Origin of the sequence: Corynebacterium sp. c25Ua_47 (assembly GCF_039907205.1) — a bacterium.
Lineage (GTDB): Bacteria > Actinomycetota > Actinomycetes > Mycobacteriales > Mycobacteriaceae > Corynebacterium > Corynebacterium hiratae.
In genome coordinates this window covers 210116-226302 of record NZ_JASBOH010000001.1, presented here as the reverse complement: position 1 = coordinate 226302, position 16187 = coordinate 210116, and the positions used below count along the sequence as shown (strand labels likewise).

Annotated in this window: 16 protein-coding genes and 1 riboswitch; of the genes, 8 read left to right on the top strand and 8 right to left on the bottom strand. The window is 63.7% G+C overall.

Features of this window, described 5'->3' with window-relative positions; genetic code table 11:
* Positions 1-4: 4 nt before the first annotated feature.
* The 3 genes from lepB (QKE52_RS01025) to rplS form a co-directional block, all read right to left on the bottom strand.
* Complete coding sequence (gene lepB, locus QKE52_RS01025; RefSeq protein ID WP_347947878.1) at positions 5-706, bottom strand: signal peptidase I; 702 nt, start codon at positions 704-706, stop codon at positions 5-7.
* On the bottom strand, positions 684-1379 hold the full coding sequence (gene lepB, locus QKE52_RS01020; RefSeq protein WP_158396197.1) for a signal peptidase I: 696 nt from the start codon (positions 1377-1379) through the stop codon (positions 684-686). The genes lepB (QKE52_RS01025) and lepB (QKE52_RS01020) overlap by 23 nt, the downstream gene beginning before the upstream one ends.
* 236 nt (positions 1380-1615) lie before the next feature.
* Positions 1616-1960 carry a 50S ribosomal protein L19 gene (rplS, locus tag QKE52_RS01015; protein ID WP_046648044.1) on the bottom strand — a complete coding sequence of 115 codons (345 nt, stop codon included), beginning with the start codon at positions 1958-1960 and terminating at the stop codon, positions 1616-1618.
* Positions 1961-2133: 173 nt separating this feature from the next.
* A riboswitch (TPP riboswitch) is annotated at positions 2134-2248 on the top strand.
* Here rplS and thiC point away from each other — a divergent pair.
* From thiC to QKE52_RS00985, 6 genes are all read left to right on the top strand, one after another.
* Positions 2244-4046, top strand: coding sequence for a phosphomethylpyrimidine synthase ThiC (gene thiC, locus QKE52_RS01010; RefSeq protein WP_347947877.1), 1803 nt, complete (start codon positions 2244-2246; stop codon positions 4044-4046). Its footprint overlaps the riboswitch before it by 5 nt.
* Complete coding sequence (locus QKE52_RS01005) at positions 4039-4689, top strand: thiamine phosphate synthase (RefSeq protein WP_347947876.1); 651 nt, start codon at positions 4039-4041, stop codon at positions 4687-4689. Before thiC ends, QKE52_RS01005 begins: the two co-directional genes overlap by 8 nt.
* A complete protein-coding gene (thiO, locus tag QKE52_RS01000; protein WP_347947875.1) occupies positions 4686-5831 on the top strand; it encodes a glycine oxidase ThiO in 1146 nt (381 codons plus the stop codon). Before QKE52_RS01005 ends, thiO begins: the two co-directional genes overlap by 4 nt.
* Positions 5828-6025, top strand: coding sequence for a sulfur carrier protein ThiS (gene thiS, locus QKE52_RS00995; protein ID WP_070701721.1), 198 nt, complete (start codon positions 5828-5830; stop codon positions 6023-6025). The genes thiO and thiS overlap by 4 nt, the downstream gene beginning before the upstream one ends.
* Positions 6026-6805: a thiazole synthase gene (locus QKE52_RS00990; protein ID WP_046648040.1), complete on the top strand. Its 780-nt coding sequence runs from the start codon at positions 6026-6028 to the stop codon at positions 6803-6805.
* Between the two features lie 25 nt (positions 6806-6830).
* Complete coding sequence (locus QKE52_RS00985) at positions 6831-7889, top strand: ThiF family adenylyltransferase (RefSeq protein ID WP_046648039.1); 1059 nt, start codon at positions 6831-6833, stop codon at positions 7887-7889.
* Here QKE52_RS00985 and QKE52_RS00980 read toward each other — a convergent pair.
* On the bottom strand, positions 7886-10051 hold the full coding sequence (locus QKE52_RS00980; RefSeq protein ID WP_070515664.1) for a YhgE/Pip domain-containing protein: 2166 nt from the start codon (positions 10049-10051) through the stop codon (positions 7886-7888). The two genes, QKE52_RS00985 and QKE52_RS00980, sit on opposite strands and share 4 nt — an antisense overlap.
* Before the next feature lie 320 nt (positions 10052-10371).
* On the opposite strand from QKE52_RS00980, the gene QKE52_RS00975 reads away from it, so the two are divergent.
* Positions 10372-11481, top strand: coding sequence for an HNH endonuclease signature motif containing protein (locus QKE52_RS00975; protein WP_347947872.1), 1110 nt, complete (start codon positions 10372-10374; stop codon positions 11479-11481).
* A gap of 217 nt (positions 11482-11698) precedes the next feature.
* On the opposite strand, the gene QKE52_RS00970 is transcribed toward QKE52_RS00975, so the two are convergent.
* Genes QKE52_RS00970 through rimM form a run of 4 tightly spaced genes read right to left on the bottom strand, consistent with a single transcriptional unit; the run spans position 11699 to position 15752 of the window.
* On the bottom strand, positions 11699-14002 hold the full coding sequence (locus tag QKE52_RS00970) for a Tex family protein (protein ID WP_347947871.1): 2304 nt from the start codon (positions 14000-14002) through the stop codon (positions 11699-11701).
* 40 nt (positions 14003-14042) lie between these two features.
* Positions 14043-14381, bottom strand: coding sequence for a hypothetical protein (locus QKE52_RS00965; protein WP_347947870.1), 339 nt, complete (start codon positions 14379-14381; stop codon positions 14043-14045).
* Positions 14382-14412: 31 nt separating this feature from the next.
* The gene (trmD, locus tag QKE52_RS00960; protein ID WP_158396133.1) at positions 14413-15255 is read right to left on the bottom strand and encodes a tRNA (guanosine(37)-N1)-methyltransferase TrmD; all 843 of its coding nucleotides are present in this window, start codon (positions 15253-15255) and stop codon (positions 14413-14415) included.
* Complete coding sequence (rimM, locus tag QKE52_RS00955; protein WP_046648033.1) at positions 15252-15752, bottom strand: ribosome maturation factor RimM; 501 nt, start codon at positions 15750-15752, stop codon at positions 15252-15254. Before rimM ends, trmD begins: the two co-directional genes overlap by 4 nt.
* 33 nt (positions 15753-15785) lie before the next feature.
* Here rimM and QKE52_RS00950 point away from each other — a divergent pair, with 33 nt between their 5' ends.
* A complete protein-coding gene (locus QKE52_RS00950) occupies positions 15786-16184 on the top strand; it encodes a cupin domain-containing protein (RefSeq protein ID WP_046648032.1) in 399 nt (132 codons plus the stop codon).
* Positions 16185-16187: the final 3 nt, after the last annotated feature.

Below are 16187 nucleotides of genomic sequence, written 5' to 3'. Positions count from 1 at the left end.
GCGTTTACACCGGTTGAGCATCGATAGTCTGGGCGCGGCTGAACGGCATCACCACGGCGGCGACCTTCCCGCGAACGTTCTCCACGGGTACGGTGCCCTGCAGTTTGTCTCCGAGATGAGCGCGCGAATCCAGCGAGTTTGTGCGATTGTCTCCCATGACCCACAGGTGACCCTCCGGGACCGTGACGGGACCAAAGTAGGCGCCACCGCAGGCCTGCGAGCCCACGCGTTCATCAACAGGTATCTCCGGCGGATTCAGAACGAAGTCCTGGTTGGTGGGCTTGCCATCTACCATCACGGCTAGATCTCCCTCCTGGCACGACACGGTCTGCCCGCCGGTGGCGATGACTCGCTTGACCAAGATGTTGTCGCCGTTAGGAACGAGCCCCACGGCGGCACCTAGGTTTTGCATGCCGCGTAGCAGCACGTTGCGGGAACGCTTTACCTCAAAAGACGTGTTCCACGAGTCTGGCCCGGAAAAGACCACGACCTCCCCAGGACGCGGGTCGTTGAAGTAATAGCTCACCTTCTGCACGGCGATGCGGTCATTCGTACATCCCGGGCAGCCATGCAGTGTGGGTTCCATGGAGGAGGACGGGATGAGGTACATCCTGCCCACGAAGGCCTGAATCAGCGCCAGCGCCACGAAGGTAACTGCCAGCGCCCACAGGACATCGCGAACTCTAGGACTGGATGTCCGGGTCATCGACTCCACCGATGCGGTTGAAGGGGAAGAAGATGAACATCACCTTGCCGCGAACGTTTTCCAGCGGGATAGTTCCTTGGTACTCATCCTGCATGTGATAACGCGAGTCCGCGGAGGCCGTGCGGTTATCTCCCATTACCCAGATATTGCCCTCAGGCACGGTCACGGGGCCAAAATACGCGCCGCCGCAGGCATAGGAACCGGTGGTCTCATCAACGCGATAGGTTGGCGGATCCTGCACATAATCCTGCTCAATAGGCTTGCCATCCACCATGACTGCCGGATCCCCCTCCTGGCAGGACACCGTCTGGCCACCGGTGGCAATGACGCGCTTTACCAGCGTGTTCTCGTCGGGCGGGGTGAGCGACACGTAGCTCAGGGCATCCTGGATACGGTGGATCACCGGGTTATCGGAGCGTGGCGACACCCAATTGCTGTCCCAGTCCGGGGTCCCCTTAAAGACCACGACATCACCAGGCTCTGGGCTCTTGTCGCCGTAATAAGAAACCTTCTCGGTGAAGATACGGTCGTTGTTACACCCTTCGCAGCCGTGCAGTGTCGGCTCCATGGAGCCGGACGGGATGACATACTGCCGGCCCACGAAGTTCTGGAAAACTCCAACGACCGCGAGTACACAGACCACCACGATGACAGTCTCCAGCAACCAAGGCATCTGCTTCTTGTCCTCAGTTGGGGATGCCGCGCTTTCCGACGCCTCTCCCCCAGCGCCCTGGGAACCTTCAGTAAAGTCGTTTTCTTTTTCCACGGACTAAATCCTAGCAATGTGTCTTATCCTCACGGGCCTTGTGGGCCCCGCGCGGCGCGCGCTAGAAGGATGAAGCCAAAAAAGAAAGCCCTTCACCTTTCCTCGCGATGAGGATAAGGCGAAGGGCTGTGACGCGCTGTAAATTAGCGGCGCTCCTTGATGCGGGCCTTCTTGCCGCGCAGGTCGCGCAGGTAGTACAGCTTGGCGCGGCGGACACGGCCGCGGCGGACTACCTCGATGGAGGCAATGTTCGGGGAGTGAACCGGGAAGGTACGCTCAACGCCGATGCCGAAGGAAACCTTACGCACGGTGAAGGTCTCGCGGATGCCGTCGCCCTGACGGCGGATGCAGACACCCTTGAAGAGCTGGGTACGCTCGGTGCTGCCCTCGATGACCTTGACGTTGACGTCAAGGGTATCGCCCGGGCGGAAGGACGGGATATCGTCGCGCAGCGAAGCTGCATCAACCTTATCAATGAGGTTTGCCATTGGTGTTTTCCTTTTCAGTTTAAGACAGAGGACCCTGGCGCCACCGCGAGGCGGCTGACCGGTTCGTGCCTATTACACAGAACATCGCTATCTTTCCACACCCCACCCCCGCAGAACAAATTGCCCCAAACGCCTGACACCTGCCCACTGGGGGCTCTAAGGTGGGTGACGCACTGATACCCCACGGGTGCCCACGGGAAGTGGGCTGAGAGTGGCGCTGATACCGCGCCTGCACCGTTCGAACCTGTCTGGTTAGCACCAGCGAAGGAAGAGAGGAGCAGCCATGACGGCTACCCAAAACCCCATCCAGTCCACCGACTCCGGCGAGATCCACCCCAAACACTCCTACTCCCCTATCCGGGAGAAAGGTCTGGAGGTGCCCGAGACCGAGATCCAGCTGGATGATTCCCCCACCGGCCCGAATGAACCCTTCCGCATCTACCGCACGCGCGGCCCGGAGTGCGAGCCCGAAGTAGGCCTGCCGGCCCTGCGCGCCGAATGGATTGCGGAGCGCGGAGACGTTGAAGAGTATGAGGGCCGCGCACGCAACCTTGCTGACGATGGCCGCTCGGCCGAGCGCCGCGGTGCGGCTTCCTTGGAGTGGAAGGGGGAGCGTCGCCAGCCGCTGCGTGCGAAGGAAGGCAAGCGCGTTACCCAGATGCACTACGCACGCCAGGGGATCATCACCAAGGAGATGGAGTTCGTGGCTCTGCGCGAGCACTGCGACCCAGAGTTCGTGCGTTCCGAAATCGCCCGTGGCCGCGCCATCCTGCCTAACAACGTCAACCACCCCGAGTCGGAGCCGATGATTATCGGCCGCAAGTTCCTGACCAAGATCAACGCCAATATCGGCAACTCCGCGGTGACCTCCTCTATTGAGGAAGAGGTGTCGAAGCTGCGCTGGGCCACCCGCTGGGGCGCGGATACCGTTATGGACCTCTCCACCGGTGATGACATCCACACCACGCGCGAGTGGATCCTGCGCAACTCACCGGTCCCCATCGGCACCGTGCCCATCTACCAGGCGCTGGAGAAGGTAAACGGCGTCGCAGAGGACCTGACGTGGGAAATCTTCCGCGATACCGTCATCGAACAGTGCGAGCAGGGCGTGGACTACATGACCGTTCACGCCGGCGTGCTGCTGCCCTATGTGCCGTTGACCACGAACCGCGTCACCGGCATCGTGTCCCGCGGCGGCTCTATCATGGCGGGCTGGTGCCTGGCGCACCATAAGGAGTCCTTCCTCTATGAAAACTTCGACGAACTCTGTGAGATTTTTGCGCGCTACGACGTCGCTTTCTCGCTCGGCGATGGCTTGCGCCCCGGCTCCCTAGCGGATGCCAACGACACCGCCCAGTTCGCCGAGCTCAAGACCATCGGTGAGCTCACCCGGCGCGCCTGGGAGTATGACGTCCAGGTCATGGTGGAAGGCCCGGGGCACGTGCCGCTCAACATGATTCAGGAAAATAACGAGCTCGAGCAGGACTGGGCTTCGGACGCTCCCTTCTACACGCTGGGCCCGCTGGTTACGGATATCGCCCCGGGCTATGACCACATCACCTCCGCCATTGGCGCGGCGCACATCGCCATGGGTGGTACGGCCATGCTGTGCTACGTCACCCCGAAGGAGCACTTGGGGCTGCCCAACCGCGATGACGTCAAGACCGGCGTCATCACCTATAAGCTTGCCGCCCATGCGGCCGACGTGGCCAAGGGCCACCCAGGTGCGCGCGCCTGGGATGACGCGATGAGCAAGGCTCGCTTTGAGTTCCGCTGGCACGACCAGTTCGCGCTCTCCCTCGACCCAGACACCGCGCAGGCCTACCACGACGAGACCCTGCCCGCGGAGCCGGCGAAGACCGCGCACTTCTGTTCCATGTGCGGCCCGAAGTTCTGCTCTATGCGCATCAGCCAGGACATCCGAGATACCTTCTCCGATTCCCTTGGCATGCCAAGTTTCCCGGGTAAGGACGCCATCGATCCCGAGGTTGTGGCCGCTGCCCGTGCCGGTGAGAAGCAGATGTCGGAAGAGTTTAAGGCTCAGGGATCTCAGCTCTATCAGGAGGAAGAAACCACGCATGCCTGATCTTCGCTGCTACTTCGTCACAGGTGCAGGCACGTCTGCGGAGATCGTGCGCATCGCTGCCGCAGCGGCCCGGGGCGGTGCCGGGGTGGTACAGGTACGCTCCAAGCCGATTTCCGCCCGCGACCTCTACCACCTGGGTCGAGAGGTAGCACGCGCGGTGGCACAGGCCAACCCAGAAACGCGCGTGCTTATCGACGACCGCGTCGACGTCGCCGCCGCCCTCCGCCACGCCGGCGAGCCGGTGCACGGCGTGCATGTTGGCCAGGACGATCTGCCCGTGGCCGCCGCCCGCGCGTTGTTGGGGCCGGACGCGGTTATCGGTCTGACCACCGGCACCCGCGAGTTGGTTGAGTCCGCCAATGACGTCGCAGATGTCATTGACTACATCGGCTGCGGCCCGTTCCGCGCGACACCGACGAAGGAATCCGGCCGCACGCCATTAGGGCTTCATGCCTACCCGGAATTGGTGAAGCTCTCCCGCGTGCCACTCGTAGCCATCGGGGATGTCACCGCTGAGGATGCCGCCGATCTGGCGGCAACCGGCGTGGCCGGCCTCGCTGTGGTGCGCGGCATCATGAATGCCGCCGACCCGGAAACTTATTGCCGCGAGCTGCTTGCCGGTTTCGACGAAGGTGCGCGATGAGTACTAGCTCTGAACCTTCGGTCATCGTCGTCGGCGCGGGCGTCATCGGTCTGGCCACCGCCGTGGAACTGGCCGCGCGGGGCTTTAAGGTCACGGTGCTGGATCCGGCGCCAGCCTCCGGAGCTACCCACTTCGCCGGCGGCATGCTCGCCCCTGCCGCCGAGGTGGTCTACCAGCAGGATCCTCTCTTCCCGCTGATGCGTGCCTCCGGCGCGTGGTACCCAGAGCTTATCGATCTGGTTGCCGCCCACACGGAGGTCCCCACTGGCTACCGCGCCGAGGGCACCCTTGTCATCGCCGCCGACCGCGCGGATGCTCAGCACCTCACCGAGCTGGCGGATTATCAGTCCCTCCACGGCATGGAGGTCGAGCGCATCACCGTGCGCGAAGCCCGGCGCGTCGAACCGTTGCTGTCACCACGCTTGGCCGCTGCAGTGAGTATCCCGGGCGACACGCAAGTCTTCCCCCGTCAATGGACGGCTGCCCTCATCAGCGCTGCCCAGGGTCTTGGGGTGCGCTTCTTCCGCACGGCAGCGCAGTCTATTGACGCCGCCACTGGCGTCGTGAGCACTCCCGCAGGCCAATTCCACGCCGACGATGTGGTGCTCGCAGCAGGCTTGGGGGCACGCGACATCGACTGGGCAGCCTCGGCTGGGCTCACAGATTCCCCGCTGCACCTGCGCCCGGTATACGGAGATATCCTGCGCCTGCGCGTACCGGACGAGCTCCAGCCGCTGCTGACCCGCGTGGTGCGCGGCTTCGTGGAGGACCGCCCCATCTACCTCATCCCGCGCGGCGATGGCACCCTCGCCGTCGGCGCTACGACCCGCGAGGACACGCTTGCCACGGCCCAGGCCGGCGGCGTCTACGCGCTGCTTCGCGACGCCATCCGCGTCCTCCCCGCCGTCGAAGAATGCGAGTTCCTCGAGGCCAGCGCCGGTGCCCGCCCTGGCACTCCGGATGACTTGCCGTATCTGGGCAGGGTGAGCGAGAAACTTATTATTTCTACCGGCTATTTCCGCCACGGCATTCTGCTCACGGCCCTAGCCGCGCGCTGCACCCGCGAGCTCATCGAAGGCACCGCACCGAGCATTGATCTCGCGGCCTGCAGCCCCCTACGACACCTCAAGGAGCAACCATGATCCTCATCCTCAACGGCCAGCCCTATGACACGGCAGCAGACACCGTCGCCCAACTACTGGAAGAAAAAGGCATTGACGCCGACGGCACCGCCGTGGCACTGTCCGAGCAGGTCGTTCCCCGCTCACAGTGGGAGTCCACCCCGCTCACCGAAGGCGCGGCCGTGGAAATACTCACCGCGGTCCAAGGAGGTTAAATGCTCACCATCGCCGATACCACCTTTTCTTCCCACCTCATCATGGGCACCGGTGGGGCCACGAGCCATGAGGCCTTGGAGCGCGCGCTCGTCGCCTCCGGAACCGAGCTGACCACCGTGGCCATGCGCCGCCACGCTGGTACCCGTGACGGTGAGAGCATCTTCGACCTGTTGCGCCGGCTGGGCATCGCTCCGTTGCCCAACACCGCCGGCTGCCGCACCGCGCGCGAGGCCGTGCTCACCGCCCGCATGGCCCGCGAGGCGCTGGGGACATCCTGGGTCAAGGTAGAAGTCATCGCCGACGAGCACACGCTCCTGCCCGATGTCGTGGAGACCCTCGACGCCACCGAACTGCTCAGCGCCGAAGGTTTCACCGTGCTGGCCTACACCAGCGACGATCCCGTGGCCGCCCAGCGCCTCGAGGATGCGGGCGCTGCGGCCGTCATGCCGCTGGGCGCCCCCATCGGCACCGGGCTGGGCATCCTCAACCCGCACAACCTCGAGCTCATCTGCTCGCGGGCCTCGGTGCCCGTGCTTGTCGACGCCGGCATCGGCACCGCCTCCGATGCCACCCTCGCCATGGAGCTCGGCTGCTCCGGCGTGCTGCTCGCCAGCGCAGTCAACCGCTGCCAAGATCCGGAAGCCATGGCCACCGCCATGCGCCACGCCGTCGAAGCGGGACGACTCGCGCGCAGCGCCGGTCGTATCCCGCAGCGCGAACATGCCCAGGCATCCTCCACCTTCGAGGGCCTAGCCTCCTGGGCCGACCAAGTTCTCTAGGCCCGTGACGCAGTTGACTGGATCCATGCTCAGCAAAGATGAACTCGCCCGCACCTCGCGCCAGCGCCTTCTACCAGGCTTCGGTGACGCGGCGCAGGAGCGGCTCCACGCGGCGCACCTGCTCGTCGTGGGCGCCGGCGGGCTGGGCTGCCCGGCTCTCCAGCAGCTCGCGGCGGCAGGCATCGGGCGCATCACGCTCATCGATTCCGATACCGTCGATATCAGCAACCTGCACAGGCAGGTGCTGTTTGGTGCGGGGGACGTCGGCAAGCCCAAGGCCGAGGTAGCCGCCGCGCGCGCCCGCGAGCTTGCCCCCGAGCTGCAAATCACCGCGCTCAACGCGCGGCTGACTTCCTCTACTGTTCTTGACCTCTGCGCCGAGGCCGACCTCGTCCTCGATGGCTCAGATACCTTCGACACGAAGTACCTCGTCGCAGACGCCTGCGAGCTCACCTCTACCCCGCTGGCTTGGGGAACCGTGCTGCGCTACGGCGGGCAGGCCGCGCTGTGGCATTCCGGTAAGGACTGCGCTGACGGGCGCGGGGTGGGCTTGCGTGATCTCTTCCCCGCTCCGCCGGAGGGCGAGGCGCTCGAGTGCTCCACGGCTGGGGTCCTGGGTGCTACGACGTCCGTCATCGCGGGGCTCATGGCCACCGCGACGCTGGGCTGGTTGGGGAAGCTTCCGCACCATGAGGAGCTGCGTGGCCGTGTTACGTCCTATGAGGCGCTGCCCGGTAGTTTCCGCACGCTCACAGTCGGCCCGGATCCTGCGCGCCCGCTGGTCAGCACCTTGCCCGGAGAGCGCAGCTTTCCGCCTGAGCTTCGCGACGGCCACGCCGCCCTCCTCGATATCTCCGAGAACACCGGCTTTCCTGATGCCACGGTGTCACTGCCCTGGCATACCGTCACCGATGATGATGCCGTGCGCCGTGCGCTCGCTTCGTGCTCTTCCGAACTGGTCTACGTTGCCTGCCCCTCCGGTGGGCGCAGCGCTGGCTTCGTCCTACGCTACGCCGATCTGGCAGCGGATATGGGCATCGAGCTGCGTAACCTTCCGGGTGGGCTCGCGTCTCGCGATTACTAGGCGTCGACCACCGCCGGAGCGCGGAAGAGGTGCTCGTCCACAATTCGGGCGGTGCCATGGTGGCGAGCCCGGAAGACCACGCAGGAAGCCACCAGTGCGAGGGCAGTCACAATAAACAACACTGCAATACCGGCCCAGAAAGTTCCGTCGTGGATGCCGTCGGTGGCGCGGGTAAAGGCATTCTTCGCATAGGACATCGGATGGAAAGGATGCAGCATGCTCAACGGGCGCGGAATCGCCGCCACCGGCCATACACCGCCGAAGACCATGATGCCCAGAGCGAACGCACCTACGGCGAAGATGGCGCCGATCTTGCGTCCAAAGGTGACCAGGAAGAACTGGTAGGTCGCCGCCCCCACGGCGGCGATGGCGGCGATAACTAGCAGCATCATCGGCCAGCTCGCCGGTGACCATCCCATCATGGAGGACATGAAGGCCATGAAGGCTAGGACGAGGAAATTCAAGCCCGCCACGACTCCAAAGGCTGCGAGGATACCGCGCACCGGGCTCGTGGCCGACTCGCCCCGGCGCCCCAGGTAGTACGGCAGTGTCATGGCAACCAGCAGCATGACGAGGAATCCGAAGACGAGCACGAAGAGCATCGATACGCCACCGGTGATGTTCTTCTGGGTTGGATCGACCGGGTCGACCACCGTCTGCACTGGGTGAAGGTTGGAGGAGGTGAAGTTGATGGGCACGGCCATGTTCTGCGCAGACGTATCCGGCTGGGTAATGGAGGGGGCCTTGGCGGCGCCGTCGGCAAGCTTGGTGGCCAATTCGTTCGAGCCCGCCTTGAGCTGGTCCATGCCATCCTTCAACTCCGTGCCACCGGCGGCGAGCTGGCTCGTGCCATCCTTCAACGTGCCGGTGCCCTCGTGCAAGCGGGAAGCACCGTCCTTCAGCTGGGCGGCACCGTCGCTCAGTTCGCCAACACCCGCACGCAGCTGCTGGGAACCATCGGACAAGCGGTGCGCACCGTCATTAAGAGCCATCATGCCGCCCAGGTACTCCGAATTGGGATCAGCCAGGTTGTAGTAGAGCTGGCCGGTGCCGGCAGAAAGCTTCTCCAACTGCGCCACCATGTTGCCGCTGGCGGCCGGGTCCAGCTTGGAGACCAGTGAATAAAGCTGCTCAGCTTGTTGGTGCATGCCGAGGCCGCGGAGGACGTCGACAAGCTGCAGGAGTGCCGGGGCCACAGCCTGCGCCTGCTTGAGCACCGGGATGAGCATGCCCGTGAGCTGGTTAACACCGCCGTCGATCTGACCCGCGCCATCCGCTAGGCGGCCGGTGCCGGCAAGGAGCTTGTCGGAGCCGTCGGCAAGCTGGGCGGCGCCATCATCGAGCTGCGCGGCGCCATCGCTGAGGCGTCCTACTCCGTCATTCAGGCGGTTCGTGCCGTCCAGCAGCTGGCCCGTACCGTTGTTGAGATCGCCCGCGCCGGCGTCCAGCTTGGCGATTCCCTCGACCGCGCGCCCGCCGCCTTCCTGCAATTTGCCCGCACCCTCATCGAGACGGCCGGCGCCCTCCGCCGCGGTGCCTAGGCCGTCGCTGAGTTTGTTGAGACCTTCGATGACCTGGTCAGCGTATTTCTTGGAAATCGCATTTTCCACGCTGGTCTGGACCTGCGGGATGAGGCTGGAGGAAATCACCGAGCCATTCGTGCCGTAATAATCATTGGTGGCGAAATGAATCTCCGGTTTGACTGGTTTATCGCTGATGATGGTGACGGCCTGCTCGGAAAAGTTCTCCGGGATGGTCACCACCATGAGGTACTTGCCCTTGAGCAACCCCTCGTCCCCATCGTCTTTGCTGACCTCGGCGAAGTTCAGGTACCCCGTCTCCAACAGGCCTTCGACGACCTGATCACCGTAATTGGTGTATTTGCCCTGCTTCTCGACGCCCGCATCCTCATTCACCACCGCCAGGTCAATGTTGCGCATGTACTTTGACGGGTCCCACATGGCCCACATCATGGTGCCGGCGACGATCAGCGGTGCAACGAGAAGAAAAACGATGAGCACGCGCGACACGGTACTCGTGGGGCGCCAATCCAGGACGCGGTGCCAGCCCATGGCTTCGCTGTCGCGGGTCGCAGCACTCCCCTCATTCGCCCGACCAGGCGAAGAACCATTCTTCCGGTCTTCTTCAGTCTCACGGCTCATTCCCGCCTCCTTATAGTGATAGCTCAGGTCCGCTTCTAACCCTCTGTCCAGGCATATTCGACGAAAGAGCGAGCATGAGCGAGACCGCTAGATCGTTTGTTTCACCAAACATACCACTGGAGGAGTTGACGACATAAACTTATTATCATTCGTGCCATTGCGCCCCGTCCAGTTTTTTCGCGTGGATTACGAGCTCGGGGCTGCGTTTGGCCGTGTGGGTGCTGGCCATTCCCGCGTGAGATCCAAGTTATGAGGCACATGAACAGGGCGTTTTCTCCTCCGGTTGCGAGGCATTAAGGCCTGTTTTAGTCTCTGTGCCCATGGGGGATATCGAAACCTACATCCGCCTTCGCAATTCGGGGATTGCGTTGGTGGAAGCAGCAACCAGCACACCCGAAGGCTTACGTGCGCTCGGCGCCTCGGCCGGTGATGCCGCGGAGCTGGCGTCGCTTCATGCCATTTATTTCGGCGATACCCGCTTCACCGGAAAGCAGCGCGCAGCGCGTCAGGCGGCCCAACGCCAGGGCCACGACCTGGCCACGTTGAACCTGATTGAGTCCTACACCGCCAAGTTGAAGAAACAGCTCGATGTCTGGAATTTGCGCGTCGCGCTGGCATCCACGCCTTCAGAACGGGTTGCTTCAGTGGCGGTGGAGCGCTTGAAGGAGCTCAGGCCCAAACGCGTGCCTTCACCAGGGGTGCGGCTGACCTACCGCAAGAATGGCCCGCACTCGCTCACGGTTACCGATACCGCTCTGAACATATCCACCATTCGCAGCACACTCGAGTCCATCAACCCCGCCGACCTCCTGGACGCCACCCACCAGGTTTTCTTCAAAGAAGGCGTGGGCTCGCGGCCGGCGGTGGGAACCAACGTCGTGATAACGCTCGACGAGCTCGACAAAGTCGTCCGCCATGACGGCGACGACATCGAACTCGAGCTCACCAACGGCGGGCGCATGAGTGGCGCAGAGTTTCTCACCTACAAGTTCGCCGAAACTGGCTACGCCACATTGGTCCACCCCACCATCGGGCCGGTGTGGTTGCACCGACTTTCGCGCTTTGCCAGCCTCGAGCAGCGCATCATGGCCAGCGCCGAACACCCCACCTGCGCTATCGAGGACTGCAATAAACCGGCGGACTACTGCCAAGTCCACCACATCATTCCCTGGCAGGCAGGCGGGGAGACCAACCCGCCCAACCTGACCATGCTGTGCGCCTACCACAACGGCATCAACGACGATGACCCCACCAGCCCGACCGGCAGAGGCTATGTCTTTCGACTGAGGGGACCCGTTGACTACATCCCGCCCTGGGGAACGCCGATTACCGCGCAGCCGGCCTACCAAAAAGCGGTCAAACAACTCGCCGCCGACAAAACCCACGCCCAACCGCCAGATCCACCAAACGGTAGCCCACCGCCTGGGTAGCTCACACCCCAGCACCGTGCCGCCAGAGCAGCTCACCCCAGCATGGCGCCTAATCCACGCGGAGGCCCCGCAAAACCGCGAGGCTTTCCGCGCCTTCGGCGATCCCTCAGCTAAGTCTCATCCCGCCGTCTGCACTGAACGATCTCGGATTCTCAGGAGACGGACTCTAAAGCCGCCGCTGGGGCGAGAACACACAAAGCTCCGACCGTTTGAACGGTTAGAAGCCGGCCTTCTTGAGAGCGTCGGCCATTGAGCCACCGCCGCCGCGGTCCACGCGGCCACGCCCACCGTCGCGGCGGGAGTTGCGCCGGTCGGAGCGGCCGCCGCGCCCCTCGGAACGCCCACCGTCGTTGCGGCGCTTAGGCGCGGGCTGGCCGGGTTCGTCGTCAAGCCGCAGCGACAAACCAATGCGCTGGCGCTCCACGTCTACCTCCATGACCTTCACCTTCACTACCTGGCCCGAGCGGACCACATCGTGCGGGTCGGAGACGAACTTGTGGCTCATCGCGGACACATGCACAAGCCCGTCTTGGTGCACGCCAACGTCGATGAACGCACCGAAGGCCGCAACGTTGGTCACGGTGCCCTCCAGAATCATGCCCGGTTTCAAGTCCGAGACCTTATCCACGCCCTCCTTGAACGTCGCGGTCTTAAACTCCGGGCGCGGGTCGCGGCCCGGCTTGTCCAGCTCCGCGATGATATCCGTCACCGTCGGCACACCGAAGGTGTCGTCGGCGAAGTCCGCCGGCGACAGCTTCGTCAACACCCGCGAATTGCCGATGAGCTCCGAGACCCCCAGACCAGTCTTCTCCGCGATGCGCGCCACCACCGGGTAGGCCTCCGGGTGCACGGCCGAGGCATCGAGCGGATCCTTACCGCCATTGATGCGCAGGAAGCCCGCCGCCTGCTCGAAAGCCTTCGGCCCCAAGCGCGGCACCTTCTTCAGCTCCTTGCGCGAGGCAAACGTGCCATTCTCATCGCGGTAGGCCACGATGTTGGCCGCAATCGTGGAGTTCACACCAGCCACGCGCTCCAGCAGCGGGGCCGACGCCGTGTTCAGGTCCACGCCGACGCCATTCACCGCGTCTTCCACCACGCCATCGAGCGTGCGCGCGAGTGCGACCTGGTTGACGTCATGTTGGTACTGCCCCACGCCAATGGCCTTCGGGTCAATCTTCACCAGCTCCGCCAGCGGGTCCTGCAGGCGGCGCGCGATGGACACCGCGCCGCGCAGTGAGACATCCATGTCGGGGAACTCATCGGCCGCCAGCTGCGAAGCCGAATACACCGACGCGCCCGCCTCCGACACCACGACCGGGCTCGGCCGCTTCCCACCCGCCTGCGCGATGAGGTCCGCGACTTCACCGGCAAGCTTCTCCGTCTCCCGCGACGCGGTGCCATTACCAATTGCCATGAGGTCCACCGAATGAGCCGCGCTTAACGACGCCAACTCTCTCACCGCCTCAGCCCACTTCTGCTGCGGCTGGTGCGGGTAGACGATGGTGGTGGCAAGGACCTTGCCCGTCGGGTCGACGACCGCACACTTGACGCCGTTGCGGTAGCCCGGGTCCAAGCCCAGCGTCGCGCGCTGGCCCGCCGGGGCCGCCAGCAGAACATCGCGCAGGTTGGTCGCGAAAACCTTGAGCGCGCCTTCCTCCGCCTTCTCTTTCAGGCGCATGCGCACGTCGAGGCCCGAGGAGATGGAGAGTTTGGTGCGCCAGCCCCAGTGGACGGCGTCGGCAAGCCAGCGGGAGGTGTCAACGTCTAGGTCGAAGCGATCTGCGATCATGCCCTCGTAGATGGCGTCATCGCCGGCATCGAGGTTGAGCTGCAGCACGCCCTCGTTCTCACCGCGCAGCAGCGCCAAGATGCGGTGCGAGGGAAGCTTGTCGAAAGGCTCGGAGAACTCGAAGTAATCTTTGAACTTTGCGCCTTCGGCTTCCTTGCCTTCCACCACACCGGCGTTCATGGAACCGCTGGTGTACATACGCTCGCGCACCTCACCGACGAGGTCCGCGTCCAGCGCAAAACGGTCCACCAAGATGGCTCGAGCACCGTCGAGGGCCTTCTTCGCTTCCTCGAAACCTTCGGTGAGGTACTCCCCTGCCAGCTCGGCCGGATCCGCCGAGGGGTTGTCGATGAGCTTATCGGTCAGCGGCTCCAAGCCTGCCTCACGCGCGATATCCGCCTTGGTCTTGCGGCGCTTCTTATACGGCAGGTACAGATCCTCCAGGCGCGCCTTGGTCTCGCAGCCCTGGATGAGGGCACGCAGCTCATCGGTCAGCTTGCCCTGCTCCTCAATCGCGGCGAGCACCGTTTCCTTGCGCTCCTCCAGTTCCCGAAGGTAGGTCGAGCGTTCCTCGATGATACGCAGCTGGGAGTCATCCAACCCACCGGTGGCTTCCTTGCGGTATCGGGCGATGAACGGAACGGTGTTACCCTCCGCCATGAGCTTGAGGGCGGCTTCAACAAACTGCTCTTTGACGCCCAGCTCTCCAGCGATGGTGGCTGCGATATTCACAAAACCTCTTTATGGGTCGGGGACTTAAGACCTTCTCACCCTATACCCCGCCCTGCCACGCGCAGGAAGTGCCCAGGCCAAACTCGGTGTGACCAATCTCTGAGGTTCCGTACCAGAGCGTGTGCGGCGGCAAGCACTCCGCGACGGCGGCGGTGACCTTGGTCAGCGGCAGGTCAGAGGTGCCGTTGACGATGACCCTCCACACGTGCTCACTCACCGGCGGCTGGCCGTGTTTATCCATGTACTCGGTGACCAAGATATTGTCGGGCTCGCAGGTAAAGGAGATGATCTCTGCGTTGATGTCGAGCGGTTCGACGCCTCCTTCGCGCAGGCGCTGCGGCATGGCCTTGAGGACCTTGTTCCATTCAGCCTCAGTCATAAGTATTGACAAGTCAGTGCTGACGTCCATCTCAATCCTCCTTTAAGGTTTCCAGGTAGGCGCGATCGGCCTCACTTAACTCCGCTGCATCGAGCAGCTCTGGGCGGCGTTGCCACGTTCGCGCCAGCGACTGCTCGCGGCGCCACCGGTCCACACGGGCGTGGTCACCGGAGGTCAGCACGTCCGGAACCTTGAGGCCGCGCCACTCGCGCGGCTTGGTGTAGCTGGGCCCCTCCAGCAGGCCATCGGAGAAGGAATCTTCTTCGTGCGAGCGCCGGTTCCCCAACACGCCAGGTATGAGGCGCACCACGGCTTCGGCGATGACGAGCACAGCTACCTCGCCGCCGATGAGCACGTAGTCGCCGATGGAGACCTCACGTACACGGTAGCGGTGCTGCGCATCGTCGACGACGCGCTGGTCGATGCCCTCGTAGCGCCCGCACGCAAAGACAATGTGCTCCTCCGCAGACCACGCTTGCGCATCAGCCTGAGTAAAAGGCTCTCCCGCGGGAGTCGGCACGATAAGCAACGGCTTATCCGAATTCTCGCTCTCGCCATAGGCGCGCGCCTCAACGCCATGGATATCGTCGTGGCGCGGCTTGCTCAGGTGCGGCAGAGCGCTCTGCAGGTCCCGGGTGGAGGCGGTGCCGGAGGAGACGTCGTCAAGCGCGGGCCCCCACACCTCAGGCTTCATCACCATGCCGGGACCACCGCCATAGGGGGAATCATCGACGGATTTATGCACGTCGGTGGCCCACTGGCGCAGGTCATGCACGCCCACCGCGAGCTTCCCCTGCTCGATGGCCTTGCCCAGCAATGCGTGGCGCAGCGGGTCGAGATACTCCGGAAAGATGGTGACAACGTCGATTCTCATAGGTCGAGCAGCCCTTCCGGTGGAGTAATCGTGCAGGTTCCTTCCTCCAGATCGACCTCCGGCACGATCTCCTCCACAAAGGGGACGAGCGCTTCTTTGCCATCGGTGAGCGTGACTTCCAGGAGGGACTGCGTGGGGCCGTGCGTCACGCCGGTCACCTCGCCCACCTCTACACCGTCGAGGAGGACGCGCAGGCCTTCCAACTCGTGGTCATAGAAGCCGTCATCCTCGGGATCATCCAGGGGTTCGGCAAAGAACTGGGTGCCACGCAGCGAGTCCGCGGCCGTGCGGTCCGGGATTTCCTTAAAGGTGATGAGCAGGCGCCCCTTGTGGGCGCGCACCGCCGCGATGGTGAGTTCGTGTTCCTTCTTGCCTTGTGTGCCGTGGAGAACCTCGCCGACGGCGAATCGGGTCTCAGGGGAATCGGTGGTCACCTCGACGGAGACCTCGCCTTTAATGCCGTGGGATTTCACCACGCGACCAATGAGTAGTTCCATGCCTGCTAGCTTAACGGGCTACGCTGGGGCGGCATGACTGAGCTTCCCATCAATGATGCAACCACCTTTGGCGACGCCTCCCACAACAGTGCCGCCCTCACAACGCTGGATCTACGCGATGAGGCCCCCGAGCCACACCCCGCACGCCCCAGACCAGCCGTTAAGAGGGTCCTCAGTGCCGACGGCGCGAACCTCATCCTCTTCTCCTTCCTGCCTGGACAAGACCTACCTGATCACAAGGCCGCGCACCCCATCACCGTCCAGGTGCTCCAGGGATCGGTGATTTTTAGTTGCGGGGAACAAGATGAGGTGCTCGCTCCCGGACGCATAGTGCACCTTCCGGCGTACGTGCCGCATGCGGTGACATGTAACGAGGAACCTGCACTCATGCTGCTCACCATGTTGACACCGAACACTGGCGCGAATGTCTAGACT